Genomic DNA, 22,727 nt, shown 5'->3' on the forward strand with positions numbered 1-22,727 from the left:
GACATGCTCACCGCCCGAAACCGGCGTCCCGCAACGCCTGGGCCATCGAGCCGCCCGCGGCGCGGTCGCGCCGCGGGGCGTTGTCCCCGCGTGGCCGGTTGCGCTGCTGAGCGGCGCGACGCTGGTCACCGCGTACAGGCCGGGTCGCGTCGGTGCGTCGATCGGCATCTTGTGCCCGAACATCGTCGTTCAACCGCAGGCTCAGCCCGATGCGCTGGCGTTCGACGTCGACCTCGACCACCTTGACGCGCACCACCTGCCCGGATCGCACCACCTCGTGCGGATCGGAGACGAAACGGTCGGCCATCGCCGAGACGTGCACCAGACCGTCCTGGTGCACACCCACGTCGACGAACGCCCCGAACGCGGCCACATTCGTGACCACCCCTTCGAGCACCATGCCGACCTTCAGATCGGCGACCTTCTCCACCCCGGCCGCGAAGCTGGCGGTGACGAACGCCGGCCGCGGATCACGACCGGGTTTTTCCAGTTCGGCGAGGATGTCGGTGATCGTGGGGATACCGAACCGGTCGTCGGCGAAGTCGGCGGGTCGGATGGCGCGCAACGCCCGTTGGTCGCCGATGATCTCGGCCAGACCGACCCCGGCCCGGTCCAGGATTCTGCGGACGACGGGATACGCCTCGGGATGCACGCCGGAACCATCCAGCGGGTCCTCCCCGTCGCGGATCCGCAGGAAGCCGGCGCATTGTTCGAATGCCTTGGGGCCCAGGCGCGGAACGTCGAGCAGCTGGCGCCGGCTGGCGAACCGGCCGGCTTGGTCGCGGTGCGCGACGATCGCCTCGGCGAGCGTCTCGGTGATACCGGAGACCCGCGCCAGCAACGGTGCCGAGGCGGTGTTGAGGTCGACGCCCACGGCGTTGACCGCGTCTTCGACGACCGCGCCCAGGCTGCGGCTCAGCAGGGCGGGGGTGACGTCGTGTTGGTACTGGCCGACGCCGATCGACTTCGGCTCGATCTTGACCAGCTCGGCCAGCGGATCCTGCAGGCGGCGCGCGATCGACACGGCACCGCGCAGTGTGACGTCGAGGCCGGGCAGTTCGTGTGCGGCGTATGCCGAAGCGGAGTACACCGACGCGCCCGCCTCGCTGACCATGGCCTTGGCCGGGGCGGCGGCGCCCGCCGACCGGATCTCGGAGATCAATTCGGTTGCCAGCAGGTCGGTTTCGCGCGAGGCCGTGCCGTTGCCCACCGCGATCAGTTCGACACCGTGACGGGCGACCAGAGCGGCCAGCGTGGCTTTCGCGGTGTCCCATTGCTTCTGTGGCTGGTGCGGGTAGATCGCGCAGGTGTCGAGGACCTTGCCGGTGCCGTCGACGACGGCCACCTTGACCCCGGTGCGGAACCCGGGATCGAGTCCGAGTGTCGTGCGATTACCGGCAGGCGCGGCGAGCAGCAGATCCTTGAGGTTCTTGGCGAACACCGACACGGCGTCCTCTTCGGCGCCGCGACGAAGCCGCACTCGCGCGTCCACCGACGCCGACACCGACAGCCGGGTGCGCCACGCGAAGCCGACGGTGTTGCTCAGCCACGGGGTTGCCGCTCCCGGAGCGGCGCGGTCGATGCCGAGCGCCGCGGCGATCATCGCCTGGTAGACCTCGTCGGCGCCGGCGTCTGGGTCGTCGGGCACGCCGCCGTGGAGGGTCAGCGTGAGGGCCTGCTCCTTCTCGCCCCGCAGCACGGCGAGCACCCGGTGGCCGGGCATACTGGTCAGCGGCTCGGAGTAGTCGAAATAGTCCCGGAACTTCTGCGCCGCAGCGGTCTTCTCCGCCGTTTCCGACGCGGCCCGGGTGCGCACCCAGCCGTTGTCCCAGAACCGTTCGCGCAAGGCGCCCACGAGCCGGGCGTCCTCGGCGGCGCGCTCGACGATGATGTGGCGGGCACCGTCGAGTGCCGCGGCGGTGTCGGCGACGGCGGTGCCGATGAAGTCGGCGGCGGCGGTCTCGGGTACCAGGGTGGGGTCGGCGAGCAGCCGGTCGGCCAACGGCTCGAGGCCCGCTTCGCGAGCGATCTGGGCCTTGGTGCGCCGTTTGGGCTTGAAGGGCAGATAGATGTCCTCGACCCGGGCCTTGGTGTCGGCAGACATCAGCGCCGCGGTGAGTTCGGCGGTCAGCTTGCCCTGCTCATCGATCGAGGCGAGCACCGCGTTGCGGCGGTCGTCGAGCTCGCGCAGATAGCCCAGACGCTCGTCGAGCTGACGCAGCTGGGCGTCGTCGAGGCTGCCGGTGGCCTCTTTGCGGTACCGGGCGATGAACGGCACCGTCGAGCCCTCGTCGAGCAGCCGGATGGCGGCGGCGACCTGGTTCTCACCCACCGCCAGCTCGGCGGCGAGCCGGGTGCTCAGCGAGGGCAGGGCGGTCGATCGACTCTTCTCGGTGGCGCTCGAATTCACGCGCAGGACCCTACCGAATCAGCCCGACAGAAGGGCTGCGGACACGACGGTGCCGGACAGGCCGCCCCGCACCACCGGGAGGCTCGATCAGGCGACCGTGCTGGCCGGCCCTCCCCCGGCCAATGCCTCGCGCAGGAGGTACAGCGACTGGCTCAGCAGCCTCGACACGTGCATCTGCGAAATGCCCCTTCGGGCGGTGATTTCGGACTGGGTCAGAGATTCGAGACACGGCGCCGATGAGGTCGACGCGCAGCCATCCGCACAAGGAGGTGCTGCATCGCTTCTGGACGCGAATGTCACTGCACGGCAGATCGTTGCGCGTGAGAGCTGAGAGCCGACGTCGATGTGCAGCGTGCTCGAGGTCGCGGGTGACTGGCTCGGCCGTCTCACGCCATCGCGCGGCGAGCGACACCGCTGGGACGTGTGGCAGCGTCGTGATAGGTCACCTCGGCATCGACGGCGATGCGATCCCAGCTGTACCGGGACCGCGCACGGGAACGTCCGGCCAGCCCCATGCCCTCCCGCAGTACCGGCTGGCCGAGGATCGACTTCAACGCCCGACGCAGCGCGTCCACATTGGCCGGTGGTACCAGAACTCCGGTGACGTCGGGAATGACCGCGTCGCGCATACCGCCGGTTGCCGCGGCGACGACCGCGGTGCCGCTGGCCATCGCCTGCAGCGCGACGGTGCCATAGGCGTCGTAGGAGGCAGGGCACACGACCACATCCGCCGACTGCAGTACCGCATCGAGGTCACCGTCGTTGTCCACAGACGCGACCCGGCAACGGTCACCGAGGCCCAGTTTCTCCGCCAGGGCGAGAATCCGGTGGATGTCGCGTTGGTCTTCGCCACCGTCGTCGACGATGCGTAACCGAGTGTGTGGAAGCACCGCGACGGCCCTCACCACTTCGGTCAGCCGATCCGGGCGTGCGGGTCCGCTCGCGACGGCGACGACCTCGTGATCGTCCTGTCCGCGAGATGCGTGCGCCAAACCGACGCTGTTCTCGTCGACGGAGATGCCGGTCGGCACCACCGAGATCTTGGTGCGCGGGCATCCGAACCGAACCAGCTCGAAGAGGTCGTCGGTGCACGCGGCAGCGACCGCGGTGGCGTTCTTGGCCAGCAGCGTCTGCAGTTTGATCCGGGTTTCCAACGTGCCGGCCTCATCCCTGGGCAGACGCATCAGGGTGCCCAGTCCGTGAAAGGACTGCACCGTGGGCACAGGACGTCGGTTGGCCGCCAGCTGGCTCGCCATCCCGTATGCCCAGCCGTGGCAGTGCACCACGTCCGGAGGGCGATGCGACCATTCGTCGACCAACTGACGTCCGAGATCACCGATCAGCGGCATCAACGCCTCGGGCGGCCCGTCGAAGCCGGATTCAGCCGGCAGCGTGACCACCTGGTAGTCGCCGGGGGATTCCGGAGTTGTCGGCGAGGCGGTGTAGAGCGTGACGTCGTGCCCCCTGCCTGCCAGAGCGTTTGCCAGGCTCGCGATGTCATAGCAGCCGTCGTTGCCTCCCGCCACTCTCGCGTTGTCCGGTGTTGCGCCTACTATCGCCAGTCGCATGAAAGCCCTTCGGATCGGCATTGGCGGCCGCCCCGGTCGCGGGACGGTTCCTATCCCTCTGGAGGGCCGAAAAAGTTGTTCGCGAAACAATCCCGCGACAATGCTTCGTCTCATGTCCGAATCTGTTCGCATTGCGGACCGACGAGCGGGCTTTGTTCCGATGTGCCGGTTACCGGCCCCCACATCGGGTAGTCCGAGCTTCATGGGCAATGATGCGGACACCCCGGCCGCCGGGGCCATGACGACCGACAGCTCTGCAGTCGGCGTGGCGGCTCTATGTGTCGGCGCCTGACGTTTGCCCGAGGATTTCGCTTTCGTGGAATCGATGGCGACATCTCCCACCGCCTACGGACTGGCGGGCACCCGGTCCGGCGGCGGCTGTACGAAAAATTCGGGCTGGCAGTTGAACTGGTCGAGTCGGCGACGTCGCCCACTCGGCGGCACGGCTACTGCGTGCTGGTCGGTGAATCCGACACAGCGTTGACCGCGCGACGTGAGCGGCTCGTCGAAACCGAATGCCGCTTGGACGATGGTTGAGCACGGCGACATCGGCATCGCGGCGGTGACTGCGCCGGTCGGCGCGCTGATGACCATGGCCGGGATGCTGGACGAACGTACCTACCATGAGGTCCGGGACAGCGTGATCAAGGCGGCGCTGGAGGAACCGCGGGCAGTCCTCGTCGACGTCACCGCGTTGTCGGTGCCGTCGGAATCGGCGTGGGCGGCGTTCAGCAGCGCACGTTGGCATGTGAGCACGTGGCCCGATGTTCCCGTTGTCTTGGTGTGCGCACATCAGGACGGGCGAGACGCGATCACCCGCAGTGGTGCGGCACGCTACGTGCCGGTGCACGCAACCGCGCAGTCCGCCGCACGGTCAGTCGAGGACGGCGTCGGGTTCCGCCGCCGCGCCCACTGTGAGGTGGCCAGGAATCGGAGCACTCTGCGGCGTTCCCGCGAACTGGTAGACGAGTGGCTCACGCAGTGGGATTGCCGGGAAATGATTCTCACGGCCAGCACGGTGGCCACCATCTTCGTCGAGAACGTCATCGACCACACCCTCAGCTGTCCCACTCTTCGGCTGGAGACGATGGACGGGCGGCTCACCGTTGCGGTCCACGACAGCAGCCCGCACCTTCCGGCCCGCCGGGAGGACACGGCCGACTCTGCTTGTGCGATTTCCGGGCTGGCCATCGTCGCCGAGCTGAGCCGGGCCTGGGGCGTAATCCCCGTACCCGCCGGCAAGGTGGTGTGGGCGGTGCTGGTGCCCGAGAACCGGCTGTAGCAGCCGGCCCCCGGGCAGCCAGGTCAACGCAGGTCGAACCGGTCGTTGTTCATCACCTTCACCCAGGCGGCGACGAAGTCCTCGACGAACTTGCCCTGGTTGTCGTCCTGGGCGTACACCTCGGCCAGCGCCCGCAGGATGGAGTGCGAACCGAAGACCAGGTCGTTGACGGTCGCGGTCCACTTCTTGGTCCCCGTAGCGCGGTCGACACCGTCGTAGACGTTCTCCGTCGTCTCGGAGACCTTCCACTCGGTGCCCATGTCGAGCAGGTTGACGAAGAAGTCGTTGGTGAGCACGCCGGGCTTGTCGGTGAACACGCCGTGCTTCGTCCCGCCGTGGTTGGCACCCAGAGCCCGCATGCCGCCGATCAGGACGGTGAGTTCCGGGGAGGTCACGTCGAGCATGTAGGCGCGGTCCAGCAGCAACTCCTCGAGCTGGGCCTTCTCCCCCGGGCGCACGTAGTTGCGGAAGCCGTCGGCGCGCGGCTCGAGCACCGCGAACGAATCGACATCCGTGGTCTCCTGTGTCGCGTCCGTGCGACCGGGCGCGAAGTGCACGTCGATCTCGAAACCGGCGTCCTTCGCGGCTTTTTCGACCGCAGCCGAACCGGCCAGCACGATGAGGTCGGCCAGCGACACCTTCTTCGCACTCGAGCCGTTGAAGTCCTGCTGGATCTTCTCCAGCACCGGCAACACCTTGTCGAGCTCGGCCGGCTCGTTGACCTCCCAGTGGCGTTGCGGCTCCAGGCGCAGCCGTGCGCCGTTCGCGCCGCCACGCTTGTCGGTGCTGCGGAAGCTGGCCGCTGACGCCCACGCCGTCTTGACCAATTGCGGCACGGACAGCCCGGCGTCGAGCACCGTGGCCTTCAGCGACGCGATCTCGGACTCACCGATCAGCTCGCCCTCCACCGCAGGCACCGGGTCCTGCCACAGCTGTGGTTCGGGGATCCACGGTCCGAGGTACCGCGACACCGGCCCCATGTCACGGTGCAGCAGCTTGTACCAGGCCTTGGCGAAGGCCTCGTTGAGTTCCTCGGGGTGGTCGAGCCACCGGCGGGTGATCTCGCCGTAGATCGGGTCGACGCGCATCGACACGTCGGTGACGAGCATGGTGGGCTTGCGCGGCGGGCCGCCGAACGGACCGGGAATGATCGCCTCGGCGTCCTTGGCCTCGAACTGCCATGCGCCACCGGGACTTTTGGTCAGCTCCCACTCGTAGCCGTAGAGCAGTTCCAGGTAGGAGTTGCTCCATTTGGTCGGAGTGGGGGTCCACACGACCTCCAGGCCGCTGGTGATGGTGTCGGCGGCCTTGCCGGAGGCGAACGCGCACTTCCAGCCGAGTCCCTGCTGCTCGATCGGGGCGCCCTCGGGTTCGGGTCCGACCAGGTCGCCGTCGCCGGCCCCGTGCGTCTTACCCAGCGTGTGCCCGCCGACGATCAGCGCAGCGGTCTCCTCGTCGTTCATCGCCATCCGGCCGAACGTGACGCGGATGTCGTGAGCGGCTTTCAACGGATCCGGCTCGCCTTCGGGACCTTCGGGGTTGACGTAGATCAAGCCCATGGTGGTGGCGCCGTAGCGCTCCTCGAGCTCGCGGGCACCCTGGGCTGAGCCCTCGTAGCGCTTGTCGGTGCCGAGCCATTCCTCTTCCTCGCCGAAGATGACTTCCTCGGGTTCCCAGAAGTCGGGCCGGCCGAAGCCGAACCCGAAGGTCTGGAAGCCCGCGGACTCCAGTGAGACGTTGCCGGCGAACACCAACAGGTCCGACCACGAGATCTTGTTGCCGTACTTCTTCTTCACCGGCCACAGCAGCCGACGCGCCTTGTCCAGGTTGGCGTTGTCCGGCCAGCTGTTCAGCGGCGCGAAACGCTGCATACCCTGGCCGCCGCCGCCGCGGCCGTCATAGATGCGGTAGGTACCCGCGGCGTGCCAGCTCATCCGGATGAACAGGCCGGCATAGCTGCCATAGTCGGCCGGCCACCAGTCCTGCGACGTGGTGATCACCGACATCACGTCGGCTTTGAGCGCCTCCGGATCGAGCTTGGCGAACTCGCCGGCGTAATCGAAATCCTCGCCCAGCGGGTTGCCCTTGCTGGAGTGGGCGTGCAGCTTGGTGACGTCGATCTGCTCCGGCCACCAGTCCTGGTTGGTCAGAGGTCGGTGTGCCTTGGGCTCCGGGGAACGGATGGCCGGGTTCTCGCTCTCGCTGCCGCTGCTGTGCGTCGCTTCCTCGGGGAACGGCGGCTTGGCGTCGGAGGTATCAGATGATGACACAGTGTGTTTACCTTCCATCTTCCTGCGGTGGTCGAGCTGTGATCACGGGTGTGATCGGGAAGTGTGCTGCGCAGAGCAGTCGGGGCACAGCCCCCAGTAGATGACTTCGGCCTCGTCGACGTCGAAGCCCTGCTCGTCGGATGCCGTCAGACACGGTGCGTCGCCGACGGCACAGTCCACATCGCGAATCGTGCCGCAACTGCGGCACACGACGTGGTGGTGGTTGTCGCCGACCCGGGATTCGTAGCGGGCCAGCGAGTTGGCCGGCTGGATACGGCGCACCAGCCCGGCAGTCGTCAGCGCACTGAGCGCGTCGTACACGGTCTGGCGGGACACGTCGGGTTGTCGTTCCCGCGCGGCCCGGATGATGAGCTCGGTGTCCGCGTGCGGATGGTGCTCCACGGCGTGCAGCACTGCCATCCGTGGGCGGGTGACACGCAGCGAGGCGCCCTTGAGAACCTCGGCGTAGTCCGGATCGTGACCCATCCACTCGATACTGTCGTGAAAACTGGATGGGATCAAGATTATCGGCCGGATTGCCCACCGGATTGCTTGATGGACAACCGATTTCGTTCGTTTTTTGGATAGTTGCGCCCGGGTCGCGGTGTCGTCGGTCGGCCGGCGGCGATCCGGCCCAGTGCGGCGGTGGCCACGAAGCCGGCGAGCGCGCACCAGCCGGGCGCCTCCCCGAGTCCCGATTTCGCCATCAGCACCAGTGCGATACCGGCGGCGCAGACGGACAGGCCGGCGACGCCGGCGCGTGCACCGACCGCCCGCACCGGCGCGTCCCACCATGGCAGCGGCCGGTGTTCCAGCGGGGCGAGCAACCAGAACAGCGCCAGCATCACCGCGGCGAACACCAACGCGCGCAACGCCAATCGGCCCCAGAAGCCTGGCTCGTGGACGTCATAGGCGTCCAGCCCCACCAGGTGCAGTCCGACGGCGGCCACCGCGATGGCCGGGATGTGCCACAGGTACAGGGTCATCGCCCCGGCGTTGCCCCGGGCCACGACACGCCAGACCCGGCGGCGCTGCGCCCACCGCTGGATCGACCTCGCCACGACCACGAACGCGCTCGACATCCACACGCACTGCAGGGCCAGGACCAGCGTCGGCGGCGACACGTTGGACACCCGGTCGGCTCCGGTGACCACCAGCGACACCTCGTAGGGCCCGAGGGCGACGAGGCCGACTTGAGCCGTGAACGCGACGACGGCCACCACGCCCGCAGTCCGAACCCCGAGGAGACGATGCGCGTACCCGACACCGAACACCACCGGGATGAGCCACACCAGCACGAAGTTGGCCACGGCCACCATCGGGGAGTCCACCGCGAAACGGACCGCATCGAGGGCAGCGATCACCACCAGCAGCGAAACGAGCAGCCCGGTCAGCGCCCAGGAGGTGGTCAACCGGGTCAGTGCCGGCACGAACGCGAGGGCGAGCAGGTAGACCCCGAGGAACCACAGCAGCGCCACGCTTTCGCCGCCAAGGCGCGCCTCGGACGCCTCCCCCAGGACGGCCCGAACCAGCAGCAGAATGGCAGACCACGCGGCCAGATACCAGAACACCGGTCGACACAAGCGTTGCGCACGCGTGAACAGCCAACTCCCCCAGGATGTTCCGGCGTGATAACCGTAGGCGCCGGCCGCACCGCCGGCCAGGAAGAACAGCGGCATCACCTGCAGGACCCACGTCACCGGCGTCAGCGCGGGCAGCGCCCCGAGGGTGTTGCCGATACGCACTCCGCGGGTGTCGATGGTCGCCAGTAGCAACGCACAGTGCCCGAACATCACGACGACGAGCGCCGCGAGACGGGCGACGTCGATTGCTCGGTCTCGGCCCGGGGGAATCACGTCGGGCGTGGAGTCGGTCGGGCGGACGGGGTGCGCCATGACCTCAAGCATGCCCGCCCGCGACGCTCCGCGACTGAGTAGTACTACGGCATCGAGAGCAATGGCGGCATCGAGAGCAGTGACGGCATCGAGAGCAGTGGCGGCACTCTCAGCGTGGCGGCATTGGCGCCAGTGCCAGTGCCAGGGTCTCCGGCGCCGGTGCCATCAGCGGCCCTGAATCAGGGCAGCGCCGACAGGATGTCGAGAGGGTTCTGAGGCGGAGCCGGCGCGGTGGCCGGATTCTTCACCGCCTGGGCCGGGGACGGCCCCGCCAGCGGCGCACTGTCGGTCAGGTGCGGTTGGCCCACGCGCACGGCAACCGGGGCCGCCTCCGCGGGCAGCGTGCCCGCACCGGTCGGATCCGTGACGACGGCGGGAGCGTCGGGGGTGTCGGGCCCGGAAGCGGGCTGCGACACCATCATGTGGTGCGGGGTGGTCGCCGGCTGCGAGGAAGTGACCTGCGCGGCCGAGGCGGGCTGGGTGTCGGTGTCGACCTGCGGCGCCGAGGCGGGCCGCGGTTGAGCGATCACCTCGGGAGCCGACGCGGGCTGCGGGTCGGCGACGACCTGGGGAGCCGAGGCAGGCTGCGGTTCGGCGACGATCTGCGCCGATGCGGGCGCCGGGATGTCCACCACCGGCGCCTGGGGCGCCGGTGCCGCGGGCTGGCGGGCAGGCGCGGGCGCCGCCGCCGGCGCTGGGTCGGTCCGGGCCGGCGGGGTGAGCGCTGCCGGGGGCGCTGCTGCCGGCGCCGGCTCGGCGTTCGCGGTCTCGACCGGCTGCGACGGAGAACCGCCCATGGTCGCGAAGACCCCGAGCGCCGCGACGGCACACACTGCGGCGATGCTCGCCGCCATGGTGATGCGCATCGGCACCCGGGCGATGGTGGCGCGGGCGACGGGCACGCGGGAGGTCAGCCGCCGCAGCAGGTGGTGCGCCTCGTCGGCGGGATGCGCGCGAGCGGCCCCGTAGGCCAGGGTCAGGTGGGGAGCGATGTGGCGGGCCGTCTGGTTGCGGCCTTCCCGAGCCTCCTCCTCCGTGACGTGCTCGATGGTGTCGAAACCGAACAGTCGCAGCTTGGAGCGCAGCCGGATGCCGTGATCGCGTCCGTCGTCGGTCCATGTCATGCGGATGCCGTCGATGTCGCGGTCGCTTTGCAGGGCGAATGCCTGCACGCTGCGGGCCGTCGCTCTGGCTATCTCGTTTACCGAATCGAGAGCGACGACTTCGTCAGCCAGGATCGCACCGTCCTTGGTGTCGACCAGCGCCCAGACTGCACTTGTCGCTGTCAGTGACAGACCCAATACCACGCGCATAGTTACCCCTCGACAACTGCCGGTGTTAGCTTTGTATCGGCGTGCCTGGGTCCGATGTTACGCACGTTACTCGATTGAGATCAGCCGCGTGAGCGAATCCTTAATTAACCATTTCGGCGAATTAGAGAGGGTAGCTAGCGGTGTGCGCTGTTCTCAGAATGCCGCAGTCAGCGGACCGAGTTGCTGACATAGCGGAGCCGGATCGGTGCCGATCCAGCTACCACAACCGCGGCCGGTGGCGGTGTAGGTGACTCCCGGGACGAGTGGCGTGAAGTACACCTGAGCCGGCTGGGCACCCCTGCCCTGCGCACACTGCATCGGCGCGCCGGCGTCTGCCGGTTGGACACAGGCCACGCTCATATGGGGCGCGGCGGGTGGACCGCAGTCGGCGGGCGCCACCGTCGCCGCCACGGCGTCGACCCCGTCGTGGTGCACCACCTGCGGCGCCGACAGGGTGAACGCGCACGGCGGGGGCGGTTCGGCGGCGGCGAAGCCGGCGGTGACCACGCCGCCCAGCGGAAGCATCGCGGCGATCAGAACCGTCGCGCCGGGGCGTCTCATGCCCGCATGGTAGGGCAACCGGCCGCCCGGCCGCCGGTGAAGCGTGCGGCTCGCCTCAGCTCTTGGCCGCTTCGAGCGCCTCGTTGAAGGTTGTGCTGGGCCGCATGACGGTCATGAGCTTCTCGTCCTGCGGGTAGTAGTAGCCGCCGATGTCGGCGGGGCTGCCCTGCACGTCGTTGAACTCCGCGATGATCTTGTCCTCGTTCTCGGCCAGGGACTTGGCCAGGGAGGCGAAGTGCTCGGCGAGTTCGGGGTCTTCGGTCTGCTCGGCCAGCTCCTGCGCCCAGTACATGGCCAGATAGAACTGGCTGCCCCGGTTGTCGAGCTCACCGGCTTTCCGCGACGGGCCCTTGTTGTTGTCGAGGAGTCTGCCGATCGCGGCGTCCATGGTCTTGCCCAGCAGGGTCGCCTTCTTGTTGTCCGACTTGCGGCCCATGTCCTCGAAGCTGGCCCCCAACGCCAGGAATTCACCCAGTGAATCCCAGCGCAGATGGTTCTCCTCGATCAGCTGGTGAACATGCTTGGGCGCCGAGCCGCCGGCGCCGGTCTCGTACATTCCGCCGCCGGCCATCAGCGGAACGATCGAGAGCATCTTGGCGCTGGTACCCAGCTCCAGGATGGGGAACAGGTCGGTGAGGTAGTCGCGCAGGATGTTGCCGGTCACGGCGATGGTGTCCTGGCCGCGGATGACCCGCTCCAGCGTGTACCGCATGGCCCACACCTGCGGCATGATCTGGATCTCGAGTCCCTCGGTGTCGTGGTCTTTGAGGTAGGCCTTGACCTTCTTGCGCAGCTCGGCCTCGTGCGGGCGCTCGGTGTCGAGCCAGAACACCGCGGTCATGCCCGACGCCCGCGCCCGCGTGACGGCAAGCTTGACCCAGTCGCGGATCGCCGGGTCCTTGACGATGGGCATCCGCCAGATGTCGCCGGCCTCGACGTTGTGGCTCAGCAGCACCTCGCCGGTCTCGACGTCGACGATGTCGGCCACGCCGTCCTCCGGGATCTCGAAGGTCTTGTCGTGGCTGCCGTACTCCTCGGCGCGCTGGGCCATGAGACCGACGTTGGGCACGGTGCCCATCGTCGTCGGGTCGAACTGGCCGTGCGTCTTACAGAAGTTGACCATCTCCTGGTAGATCCGCGAGAACGTCGACTCCGGATTGACGGCCTTGGTGTCCTTGAGCTTGCCGTCGGCGCCGTACATCTTCCCGCCGGCGCGGATCATCGCCGGCATCGAGGCGTCGACGATGACATCGCTCGGCGAGTGGAAGTTGGTGATGCCGCGCGCCGAGTCCACCATCGCGAGCTCGGGCCGGTGCTCGTGCACGGCGTGGATGTCGCGGATGATCTCCTCGCGCTGCGAGGCGGGCAGCGACTCGATCTTGGAGTACAGATCCGACATGCCGTTGTTGACGTTCACGCCGAGCTCGTCGAGGACCTGCTGGTGCTTGGCGAACGCGTCCTTGTAGAACACCTTGACCGCGTGGCCGAACACGATCGGATGGCTGACCTTCATCATGGTCGCCTTGACATGCAACGAGAACATGACGCCGGTCTTGTAGGCGTCTTCGATCTGCTCTTCGAAGAACTCGCACAGAGCTTTCTTGCTCATGAACATGCTGTCGATGATGTCGCCCTCGTCGAGGGCCACCTCGGGCTTGAGGACGGTCTCGCCGCTGTCGGTCTTGAGGACCATCTTCACGGTGCGGGCCTTGTCGATCGTCATCGACTTCTCGCCGTGGTAGAAGTCGCCGTGCTTCATGGTGGCGACGTGGGTGCGGGAGGCCTGCGACCACTCCCCCATGCTGTGCGGGTGTTTACGCGCATACGCCTTGACCGCCTGGGGTGCGCGACGGTCCGAGTTGCCTTCGCGCAGTATCGGATTGACCGCGCTACCGAGCACCTTGGAGTAGCGCGCCTTGATCTCCTTCTCCTCGTCGGACTTCGGCTCGCCCGGGTAGTCGGGCAGGTTGTAGCCCTTCTCGCGAAGCTCCTTGATCGCGGCCAGCAGCTGCGGAACCGAGGCGCTGATGTTGGGCAGCTTGATGATGTTGGTCTCGGGCAGCTGGGTCAGCTTGCCCAACTCCCCGAGGTTGTCGGGCACCCGCTGTTCCTCGGTCAGATAGTCGGGGAATTCGGCCAGGATGCGCGCGGCCACGGAGATGTCACTGGAGCTGACGGAGATGCCGGCTGCGTCTGCGAAGGTGCGGACCACGGGCAGGAAGGCGTAGGTCGCCAGCAGAGGCGCCTCGTCGGTCAGCGTGTAGATGATGGTCGGCTGCTCGGCGCTCATGTGGTGTTCTCCCGGCATCGGTTTCGGTCAGTTCGTGGCGGCTCGCGTCGGGGCCGGTGACCATCGGCTGGTCGTCGGTATCCGGCAGTCAGTATCGCGGCACCGCACCCTTCAGGCGGAGCCTACCCAACTGCGGCGACGACAGGGCGGGCCAGACCTGCGGTGCTCGGTCACGGTCGGGCTTCGGCCCGGCGCGTCGAGCCGGCCGGCGCACGTCCCGCCGCTACATTCACGGCCATGACATGGGCCGGGAGCAAAGACTGTGTTCGCAGCGTCGCGGCGGCGCTGGGGGTGCTCGTCGCGGTGGCGGGCTGCTCGGCGCCGCAGACAGCCGATGGCACGGCAAACGCGGCCGGGACGCCGCCGGTATCGGGCACCGTCGAGCAGTGGCAGGACGCGGTGTGCCGCGACGGGACCGAAACCGACTCGGGCACCCGCCACATCGTCGACGGCAGTACCTGCGTCCCCCACGACGGCGACGGGGTGGTCAACTTCGACCATTTCGACTCGGTGCCCGCGATGGACGCGATGCTGTCGTGGGCGCCGTCCCCTCAGGTCGCGACGACGACGCTCGACGACCGTCCGCTGGCGATCTGGACACCCGACGGCGAGGCCGAGGACCTGGCCCCACTGTCCGGATTCGGCTTCACGGTGGCGTCCTACCGGTCGCCGGCGTTGGCCCGTTCAACCGAGCAGCTGCCCGGTGCCGTGCCGTCTGCCGAGGTGACGACGATTCCGCCCAACCAGTTCGGTTACGTCGTGGTGACCACCGCGGCGGGTGACCCGCAGTGCATCGTCGAGACCACGTTCGTGGGATGCCAGACGGCCGCTCGCAATTGGCAACAGCACGCTGACGGCAGCGGTCCTTACCACGGGGTGCGGGTGAACACCGACGGCACCGGTTCGTGGGTGGACGGCAATCTCGGCGCCGCGGCCCCGACTCCGTTGGCCGAGCGAACCTACCGCGCCTTGGGGTGGACCATCGTCGCCAACGCCTCGGAGCTGCGATTCACCCATGACGCCACCGGCCACGGCGCGGTGGTCAGTGCTGCGCGGGTCGCACCGTTCTGAGCGGCGCCCTGCCGGGTTGACGAGCGGGTGCTGCCGGGCATCGAATGGCAGACATGCAGAAGGTGTCGATCGAAGCTTTGGCCCGCCAGCAGTTGCAGCTCGCGACCGCCAACAACCGCAACGCCGCCGACACCGTGGTCGGCGGTCACGAGAAGGTCCTGCGCCAGACCGTCATCGGGATGGTTGCCGGCGCGGAGATGGGTGAACACGAGAATCCCGGCGAGGCAACCGTGTACGTGATCAAAGGATCGGTCCGGATGTCCTCGGGTGACGAGCAGTGGGACGCGCGCGCGGGCGACCTGTTGAAGGTTCCCGATGCCCGGCACTCGCTGGTCGCGCTCGCCGACTCCGCGTTACTGCTGACGGTGGCCAAACTCCCGTAGCGCCGAAGTTCTTCCGCAGCTGGGGGGACGATGGTGCCATGGACAGCGCGGGGCGGCGGTCATGATGCGATCTCGGTGGCGGCGGGCCGGGATCGGCGTACGGCTGTTGGCGGCCCAGGCCCTCGTGCTGCTGGTCGCGGCGGCCGCGGTGTGGGTGGTGGCCGCGATCGTCGGCCCTCCGCTGTTCCGCGAGCACCTGCACCGGGCCGGCGTTCCGGCTGATTCGCTCGAGGAACTGCACGCCGAGGAGGCGTACCGGTACGCGACGGCCCTGTCGATCGGAGGCGCGGTCGCGGTCTCGGCGCTGGCCGCGCTGGCGGTGAGCGGCTACGCCGGCCGGCGCCTGCAGCGATCGGTTGGCGAAGTCGCGTCGGCGGCCACCGCGGTCGCCGACGGCCGCTACGAGATCAGGGTCGCACCGCAAGAGTTGGGTGAGGAGTTCGACAGCCTCGCCCGCGCTTTCAACCAGATGGCGACACGGCTGGAGTCGGTGGAGGCCACCCGGCGACGTCTGTTCGGGGACCTGGCCCACGAGATCCGCACGCCGGTGTCGGTGCTCGACGCCTACATCGAAGCGCTGGAGGACGGCGTGCGCATGTTGACGCCCGAGACGGCCGAGGTGCTCCGGGACCAGACCCGCAGGCTGGTGCGTTTCTCCGAGGACGTGGCGGCGCTGGCTCAGGCCGAGGAGAACACCGCGAACGTGTCGTTCTGCCGTGTGGCGGTCGCTGCGCTGCTGGAGCGCTGCGCGGCTGCGGTCGCCGAACGATTCGACGACAAGGGGGTCGCGCTGACTGTGGCCGTCGGTGGAGATGTTCCACCGGTCTGGGCGGACCCGCAGCGTCTGGCGCAGGTTCTGGCCAACCTCCTCGACAACGCCTTGCGCCACACTCCCGCTGGTGGCGCGGTGCAGCTGAGCGCGGATCGCGTGGGCCGGCAGGTGATCGTACGGGTGGTCGACGACGGCGAAGGCGTCGCACCGCAGCACCTGCCGCACCTGTTCGAGCGGTTCTATCGGGCCGATCCGTCGCGCAACCGGGTCGGTGGCGGTGCGGGCATCGGTCTGGCGATAGCCAAGGCGCTGACCGAGGCCCACGGCGGCGACATCAGTGCCGCCAGCGCCGGACCCGGGCAGGGCACGACAATCACGGTCACCCTTCCGGTCGGCGAATCCGTCTGAGCCGGCGACCTGCAGCGGCCCGGTGCGGGCCAACGGCCGACCGACGCGCCAGGCGCAATTGCCGGCAAACCTGGCCGCATGGCGGGGTCGCGCCACTAAGGTGCTGATCGTGCGCAGGGACGTGTTTGCCAAGGGCCGGGGCCGATGGCTCGCGGTCGTGGTGTCTCTGGTCGTCTCGGGCGGCATGATCTACGCCCAGAACGCCGCGCCGCCGTGCTGCGCCCCCGAGCCGTCGCCACCACCGAGCGCCCAGGGCGCGGAACCGAGTGCCGCACCGGAGCGGGTCCGGCTCTCCGAGGCGGAGTTGCTGGCCGCCAGCGCCCCGGTCGACGGCCGCGTCTTCGACCTTGCCCTGCCCGCCGGCGTCGCGCCGGAGGGTGGCCTGCAGGTCAACACCATCTGGGCCGCCCGGGCGATCAGTGCCCTGTTCCCGGAGATCACCACCATCGGCGGCTATCGCCAGGATCCGTTGAAGTGGCATCCCAACGGGCTGGCGATCGACGTGATGATCCCGAACTACCACAGTGACGAGGGCATCGAGCTCGGCAACCAGATCGCCGGGTACGCACTCGCCAATGCGGAACGCTGGGGGGTGCTGCACGTGATCTGGCGGCAGGGCTTCTATCCGGGCATCGGTGCGCCGAGCTGGACCGCCGACTACGGCAACGAGACGCTCAACCACTTCGACCACATCCACATTGCCACCATCGGGGGCGGTTATCCCGACGGTGACGAGACCTACTACATCGCTTCGATGCAGTCCTAGCCCTAGACGGCGATCTGACCGCAGGCGGGCAGCGCCGCCGCGTTGTCCCCGTCGCACAGCTGCGCGGCGTCCAGCGGAGATTCGACCGACGGCGGGGCCGGCGGCCACAGTGGGAAGATGCTCGCACCGGTCACCCCGGTCAGTCTGGCCACGATCTGCGCGACGACGTTGGTCACCACGTAGGTGAGGTTGCCGATCAGCCGGACCGGCACGATCGCCAGCGCCGCAAGCGGACTGATCAGGAAGATGTCCTGATCGACGATCTGCTGCAGGCCCGCGGTGAGGCTCTCGGTGAGCCCGTACACGATGTAGGGCACGGTGGCGGCGACGGTGCGCACCCCCAGCGCGATGTTCGTGGCGATGTCGGGGTAGCCGTACATGTCGATGGCGTCCTGAAGCGCGCCGCGCAGTGCTTCGTCGTCGTTGACGGGGAAGACATCGCTGTCGCCGAGCGTGGTGAGCGACACGCCGTCGGAGTCGGTGGACGGGGTGCCGCCGAACAGCGTCATGACGGTCGGGGTGACGTCGACGATCTGGTACTTGAGGTTGATCGCGCCGGCCGCGAACAGGTTCGGGTTCTCGGCGATGACGAAGGTCGACGTCTCGTCGGGTGACTGGAACCCGTGGCCGAAGCCCTGCTGCGGCTGGTGGCCGTGGTCGGTGACGACCAGGATGGTCCACTGTTCGCCGGTGAGGGCCTCCCACGCGTCGACCGCCTGCAGGATCTCACCGAGATTGCGGTCGACGTTGCGGATCGCGGCGGCGTACTGCGGCGAGGCGCCGCCGTACATGTGGCCGTTCTCGTCGACGCCGACGAAGTAGCTGAAGACGAAGTTGGGGACCATCGGGTCGGCGCCCATGATCGCCAGTTCGGTGGCGTCGCCGACCGCGTCGTCGGTCAGCAACCAGTCGGTGTCGCCCTCGACCTGCTTGATGTCGATGACCTTGTCGGCCGGCGTGGCGCCCGCGTCCGCGATGGCGGAGATGACGTTCCAGTTGGCGATCGACGTGGTCTGGATTGCCGAGTTGAACGCTTCGAGTTGGGTGAACACCGTGGGCCAGTCGTCATAGGTCCACGGGGTGAACACGTTGTTGATGACGCCCGTCTTCTCGCCCCACGCCCCGGTGAGGATGGACGTCCACGACGGGTTGGAGATGGTGGTGTGTCCGGCGATGCTCGCCGGCGCAGTGGTGCCGTCCTGGATCAGGCCGAAGAAGTTGGTGTTCGCGAGATCGGCGAGCACTCTGCTCAAGTTCGTGCCGTCGACGCCGATGAGCAGGACATTGGGCGAGGCATCGGCCAGCAACTCGATCTCCGGCGGAGCGACGGCGCTGCTGCGCAGTGCGGCGCGCTCGGACTCCTCCCGGGCACCGGCCAGCGTCGCCAACGCCATCGGCAGGACCGCAGGTGCGGGAGCGTCGGGAACCGGCTGCGGTGCGGGCTGTTCGATCGCGACATCAGCGGCCTGGACGGGCGCCGAGGCCGGCGCTTCGGTGGCGTACCCGGACGCGACCACCGCGTCGTCGGTCGCGGCCTCGTCCAGGTCCGCGCCGGCGTCGGTGACCTGCGCATCATCGAGATCGGTGCCCTCGCCGACGTCGGTTGCGCCATCGCCGGCTTCGTCGAGGTCGTCTGCAAGGTCGTCCCCGAGGTCGTCGGCGAGGTCGTCCCCGAGATCGGAGTCCGCGTCCGAATCCTCGTCGGCGCCGAGACCCTGTCCCCCGTCATCCGAGGCGGCTGACTCCTCCTGCTGTGTCGTCGTATCGTCCGTGCGGTCCGACGACGCGGCGCCGGCGGCCCCCGACGACGCCGAACCTCCCGAGTCGCCGGCCTGACTCGTGGTCGAGGAACTCCTCGACGAATCTGCGGTCTCGGCCGCGGCGATCCCCGGCGCGCTGGCCACGGCGAGCCCGACGCCCAGTGCGACCGCGAGCCCTCCCACCCGACCGATGTACTTGGCATGGTTCATGGGACATCTCCTCGGGGCCGCCTGACTGACACCGCTGCGGCAAAGTTGCCGCGGGCGTAAAAATACGCGGAACACCTGTCCTGGAGGCCATGAATCGGCGACTTGGCTGAAAACAGTCGACCGCCACCAGCCCGGCCCGAGCGAACACCCCGCAGGGTAGGCTGGCCCGCGCCGCTTGCGGAAGCAGACCGCGACGCTGCCGTTCCGACAGGTGTAGCACCGGAGTTTCGCCAGCGACGGAAGGGCAAGTGTGCCGGACACCCCACGGCGTTTCTCGCGCATCAGCATCCAGTCCAAGCTGCTGCTGATGCTGCTGCTGACCAGCGTGCTGTCGGTGGCCGTGGTGGGCGCGATCGGCTTTCAGTCCGGCCGCGAATCGCTGCGTGAATCGGTGTTCGAACAGCTCACCCTCATTCGCAGCGCCCAGGCCCGCATGCTGGAAAAAGCGATGCGGGACCTGACCAGCTCGATGGTCGTCTACACCCGCGGCAGCACCGCCGAGCAGGCGATCGCCGCGTTCACCGCCGGATACGACGAGCTCCGTGACGCCGAGGTGCCGCCCGACCGGCAGCAGGCCCTCGTCGAGTTCTACCAGCGCAACTACGGCGAGACCGACGCCGACGCCGACCGCGACGCCGCTCAGGCCCGGGTCCAGGCACTGCTGCCCCGCGGCAACTCGCAGCGCTACCTGCAGACCACCTACACGCTGGCCGCCGACACCCCCGAGGACCGCATCGAGATCGACGATCCCGGGGACGGCAGTGCCTGGTCGGCGGCGAACGCCCAGTACAACGAGTTCTTCCGCCAGGTGATCAAGCGGCAGCACTCCGCCGACGCTCTGTTGATCGATGCCCGTGGCAACGTCGTTTACAGCGTCGGCAAGGGCATCGACCTGGGAACCAACATCCAGTACGGGCCCTACCGCGGCAGCAACCTCGCCGAGGCGTTCAAGGAGGCGATGAACTCCAACTCGCTCGACGAGGTCGTGGTCCGGGACTTCGACACCTACCAACCGTCGGGGACGCCCACCGCCTGGATGGTGTCGCCGATCGGTCCGGCCGGCAACGTGCAGGGCGTGATGGCGCTCGCGCTGCCGGTGGACAACCTCAACCGCGGTCTCACGTTCAACGGCGACTGGCAGGGTGCCGGGCTCGGCAAAACCGGTGAGACGATCCTGGTCGGGCCCGATCTGCTGATGCGCTCGGAGTCACGGCTGTTCCTGGAGGACCCCGACGCCTACCGCAACGACGTGGTGGCCGCCGGCACGCCCGTGGAAGTGGCCGACGAGGCGATCCGCCAGGGCAGCACCATTCTCGTGCAGCCCGTGGACACCGACGCGGTCGGACAGGCCCTGCAGGGGGCGACCGGAACGCTGATCACCGAGGACTATGAGGGTCGCCGGACGCTGCAGGCGTACTCACCGGTGCAGACCGCGGGATTGAACTGGGTGCTCGTCGCCAAGATCGACGTCGCCGAGGCGTTCGCTCCCGTCGCCACGTTCACCCGCACCCTGGTGCTGTCCACCGTCGCGATCGTCCTGGTGGTCTGCATCGCCGCGCTGCTGCTGGCCCGGGTGTTCGTTCGGCCGATCCGCAGGCTGGAGGCCGGGGCCGAGCAGATCGGCGCCGGTGACTTCGATGTCGAGCTGCCCGTCACCTCGCGCGACGAATTCGGCGACCTCACCCGCGCGTTCAACCAGATGAGCAGCAATCTGCAGACCAAGGAGCGACAGCTCACCGAACAACGCGCCGAGAACCACCGGCTGCTGTTGTCGCTCATGCCCGAACCGGTACTCGAGCGCTACCGCGACGGGGAGGAGAACATCGCCGAGGAGCACCAGGATGTGACGGTGCTGTTCGCCAACGTCGACGGTCTCGACGATCTCGCCGAACAGCTGACCGCGCAGGAATCGCTGGGCGTGGTGAACCGGCTGGTTCGCCAGTTCGACGCCGCGGCAGACAATCTGGGTGTCGAGCGGGTGCGCACGCTGCACGACGGATACCTGGCCAGCTGCGGCCTGACCGTGCCCAGGCTCGACAGCGCGCGCCGGACAGTCGACCTCGCCGTGGAGATGCAGCACATCATCGACCGGTTCAACGGCGAGACGGGGCACCGGCTCAGCCTGCGGGCCGGGATCAACACCGGCATCGTGACCAGCGGTCTGCTCGGACAGTCGAACCTCGTCTACGACATCTGGGGTTCGGCGGTCAACCTCGCCTACCAGGCGCACAAGAGCCCGGCGACGGCCGGGGTCTATGTGACCCGCCCGGTGTACGAGGCGATGCGGGATCTCCGCGACTTCACCGCCGACGGTGAGGTCGTCGCCAACGATCGCGTCGAACGCCTGTGGCGTCTCTCGGGTGACCAGCGGTGAGCGAGATCTTCTCCGCGCCGTGGTTCTGGTGGGCCATCGCGATCGCGGTGGCACTGCCCATCTCGCTGGTGGTGCTCACCGAGGTGCACAACGCGCTGCTGCGGCGCGACAGTTATCTGGCCCGGCCGGTGAGCCTGGTGCGCAACTACGTGCTGCCGCTGGGGGCACTGCTGTTGTTGCTGCTCAAAGCGACCGAGGTGCGCGCCGATGCCACCACCGTGCGGGTGGTGGCCACCGTGCTCGGGTTCGTCGTCCTGGTCCTGCTGCTGTCCGGCCTCAACGCGACGGTGTTCCAGAGCGCGCCGGAAGGCAGTTGGCGCAAGCGGGTTCCGTCGATCTTCCTCGACGTCGCCCGGTTCGTCCTGATCACCGTCGGTGTCGCGCTGATCTTCGCGTACATCTGGGGCGCCAACGTCGGCGGTCTGTTCACCGCGCTGGGCATCGGCTCGATCGTGCTCGGCCTGACGCTGCAGAACTCCGTAGGGCAGGTCATCTCGGGGCTGCTCGTGCTCTTCGAGCAGCCCTTCGAGATCGGCGACTGGGTCGCCACCCGATGGATCGATGGCGGCCGGGTGGTCGAAGTGAACTGGCGGGCCACACATCTGGACTCCGGAAACGGTGTCTACGTGTTGCCCAATTCGCTGCTGGCCACCGAGCTGTTCATCAACCGCAGCCTGCCGCGCGGTGAACACTCGATCGACATCACGACGAAGTTCTCGGCTGCGGATCCACCCGACGCGGTGTGCCGGATGCTGACCGGCCTCGCGCAGCGGGTACCCCAGCTGCGCGCCGGGGCCGACCCGGTGACCCTCATCGGCGCCACCGGCGAGTACACCACCACCGTTCCGCTGCACACCCCGGCCGAGGACGCCGAGGCCCGGTCCACCTTTCTGCGCTGGGCCTGGTACGCCGCACGGCGCGAGGAACTCTCGCTCGACGACGTCACCGACGACTTTCCCTCACCTCTGCTGTTCGACGACGCGCTGCAGGTGGTGGGGCGCAGCCTGCACCTCAGTCGCACCGATCAGGAGCTGGTGCGCGAGCACATCCGGGTGGTCCGCTACGGGGTCGGTGAGATCGTCCAGGAACGCGGGACCGTCCCGGTGCGGATGATGTTCGTCGTCAGCGGGCAGGTTCGTCTGGAGGTCCGCTCAGGTGGCGCCGTGGTGGGCATCCGCACGCTCGAGCGCGGCGATTTCCTCGGTCAGACCGCTCTGACCAGAGAGCAGGTCAAGGCCGACGCCCGCGCGCTCGACGAGTTGACCGTGGCGTGGATCGACCGCCAGAGCATGGAGGCGCTGGTGCTGCGCCGTCCGCTGCTGATGCAGGAGATCGGCCGGGTGATCGAAGAGCGCCGGGCCAGCATGCGCAAAGTGACCGCGGCGGATTAGCCC

General features: G+C 68.4%; 16 protein-coding genes and 1 pseudogene. 7 read left to right on the forward strand and 10 right to left on the reverse strand.

Going from position 1 to position 22,727, the window contains the following annotated elements; all coding sequences use genetic code 11:
- Window positions 1–7: 7 nt before the first annotated feature.
- The 3 genes and pseudogenes from ACEWX3_RS15070 to ACEWX3_RS15080 form a co-directional block, all read right to left on the reverse strand.
- Window positions 8–2,410 carry a Tex family protein gene (locus tag ACEWX3_RS15070; protein WP_374156980.1) on the reverse strand — a complete coding sequence of 801 codons (2,403 nt, stop codon included), beginning with the start codon at window positions 2,408–2,410 and terminating at the stop codon, window positions 8–10.
- A gap of 87 nt (window positions 2,411–2,497) precedes the next feature.
- Window positions 2,498–2,632: pseudogene (locus ACEWX3_RS15075) on the reverse strand (sigma factor-like helix-turn-helix DNA-binding protein); the annotation flags it as partial.
- 164 nt (window positions 2,633–2,796) lie between these two features.
- Window positions 2,797–3,936, reverse strand: coding sequence for a glycosyltransferase (locus ACEWX3_RS15080; protein ID WP_207067098.1), 1,140 nt, complete (start codon window positions 3,934–3,936; stop codon window positions 2,797–2,799).
- A gap of 571 nt (window positions 3,937–4,507) precedes the next feature.
- Here ACEWX3_RS15080 and ACEWX3_RS15085 point away from each other — a divergent pair.
- Window positions 4,508–5,260 carry an STAS domain-containing protein gene (locus tag ACEWX3_RS15085; RefSeq protein WP_374156981.1) on the forward strand — a complete coding sequence of 251 codons (753 nt, stop codon included), beginning with the start codon at window positions 4,508–4,510 and terminating at the stop codon, window positions 5,258–5,260.
- 23 nt (window positions 5,261–5,283) lie between these two features.
- Here ACEWX3_RS15085 and katG read toward each other — a convergent pair whose 3' ends face one another.
- The 6 genes from katG to ACEWX3_RS15115 form a co-directional block, all read right to left on the reverse strand.
- On the reverse strand, window positions 5,284–7,548 hold the full coding sequence (gene katG / locus ACEWX3_RS15090; protein ID WP_221357695.1) for a catalase/peroxidase HPI: 2,265 nt from the start codon (window positions 7,546–7,548) through the stop codon (window positions 5,284–5,286).
- 24 nt (window positions 7,549–7,572) lie between these two features.
- Window positions 7,573–8,016, reverse strand: coding sequence for a Fur family transcriptional regulator (locus ACEWX3_RS15095; protein ID WP_207067101.1), 444 nt, complete (start codon window positions 8,014–8,016; stop codon window positions 7,573–7,575).
- Window positions 8,017–8,054: 38 nt separating this feature from the next.
- The gene (locus ACEWX3_RS15100) at window positions 8,055–9,425 is read right to left on the reverse strand and encodes an acyltransferase (protein WP_374156982.1); all 1,371 of its coding nucleotides are present in this window, start codon (window positions 9,423–9,425) and stop codon (window positions 8,055–8,057) included.
- Window positions 9,426–9,604: 179 nt separating this feature from the next.
- Window positions 9,605–10,738: a hypothetical protein gene (locus tag ACEWX3_RS15105; protein ID WP_374156983.1), complete on the reverse strand. Its 1,134-nt coding sequence runs from the start codon at window positions 10,736–10,738 to the stop codon at window positions 9,605–9,607.
- Between the two features lie 153 nt (window positions 10,739–10,891).
- A complete protein-coding gene (locus ACEWX3_RS15110) occupies window positions 10,892–11,299 on the reverse strand; it encodes a hypothetical protein (protein ID WP_374156984.1) in 408 nt (135 codons plus the stop codon).
- A 55-nt stretch (window positions 11,300–11,354) separates the two neighbouring features.
- Window positions 11,355–13,589: an NADP-dependent isocitrate dehydrogenase gene (locus ACEWX3_RS15115; protein WP_207067105.1), complete on the reverse strand. Its 2,235-nt coding sequence runs from the start codon at window positions 13,587–13,589 to the stop codon at window positions 11,355–11,357.
- A gap of 237 nt (window positions 13,590–13,826) precedes the next feature.
- Here ACEWX3_RS15115 and ACEWX3_RS15120 point away from each other — a divergent pair, with 237 nt between their 5' ends.
- The 4 genes from ACEWX3_RS15120 to ACEWX3_RS15135 all read left to right on the forward strand — a co-directional run bounded on the left by ACEWX3_RS15120 (window position 13,827) and on the right by ACEWX3_RS15135 (window position 16,989).
- Window positions 13,827–14,660, forward strand: a complete 834-nt coding sequence (locus ACEWX3_RS15120; RefSeq protein WP_221357703.1) for a hypothetical protein — start codon at window positions 13,827–13,829, stop codon at window positions 14,658–14,660.
- A 53-nt stretch (window positions 14,661–14,713) separates the two neighbouring features.
- A complete protein-coding gene (locus ACEWX3_RS15125; RefSeq protein WP_207067107.1) occupies window positions 14,714–15,043 on the forward strand; it encodes a cupin domain-containing protein in 330 nt (109 codons plus the stop codon).
- Window positions 15,044–15,104: 61 nt separating this feature from the next.
- Window positions 15,105–16,223 carry a sensor histidine kinase gene (locus ACEWX3_RS15130; protein WP_374156985.1) on the forward strand — a complete coding sequence of 373 codons (1,119 nt, stop codon included), beginning with the start codon at window positions 15,105–15,107 and terminating at the stop codon, window positions 16,221–16,223.
- A 109-nt stretch (window positions 16,224–16,332) separates the two neighbouring features.
- The gene (locus tag ACEWX3_RS15135) at window positions 16,333–16,989 is read left to right on the forward strand and encodes a glycoside hydrolase (protein WP_207067109.1); all 657 of its coding nucleotides are present in this window, start codon (window positions 16,333–16,335) and stop codon (window positions 16,987–16,989) included.
- 2 nt (window positions 16,990–16,991) lie between these two features.
- On the opposite strand, the gene ACEWX3_RS15140 is transcribed toward ACEWX3_RS15135, so the two are convergent.
- Window positions 16,992–18,959, reverse strand: a complete 1,968-nt coding sequence (locus ACEWX3_RS15140; RefSeq protein WP_374156986.1) for an alkaline phosphatase family protein — start codon at window positions 18,957–18,959, stop codon at window positions 16,992–16,994.
- A gap of 250 nt (window positions 18,960–19,209) precedes the next feature.
- Here ACEWX3_RS15140 and ACEWX3_RS15145 point away from each other — a divergent pair, with 250 nt between their 5' ends.
- Both ACEWX3_RS15145 and ACEWX3_RS15150 read left to right on the forward strand, forming a co-directional pair.
- On the forward strand, window positions 19,210–21,333 hold the full coding sequence (locus ACEWX3_RS15145; protein ID WP_374156987.1) for an adenylate/guanylate cyclase domain-containing protein: 2,124 nt from the start codon (window positions 19,210–19,212) through the stop codon (window positions 21,331–21,333).
- A complete protein-coding gene (locus ACEWX3_RS15150) occupies window positions 21,330–22,724 on the forward strand; it encodes a mechanosensitive ion channel domain-containing protein (protein WP_374156988.1) in 1,395 nt (464 codons plus the stop codon). The genes ACEWX3_RS15145 and ACEWX3_RS15150 overlap by 4 nt, the downstream gene beginning before the upstream one ends.
- Window positions 22,725–22,727 lie beyond the last annotated feature (3 nt).

Source organism: Mycobacterium sp. G7A2 (assembly GCF_041902445.1).
Lineage (GTDB): Bacteria > Actinomycetota > Actinomycetes > Mycobacteriales > Mycobacteriaceae > Mycobacterium.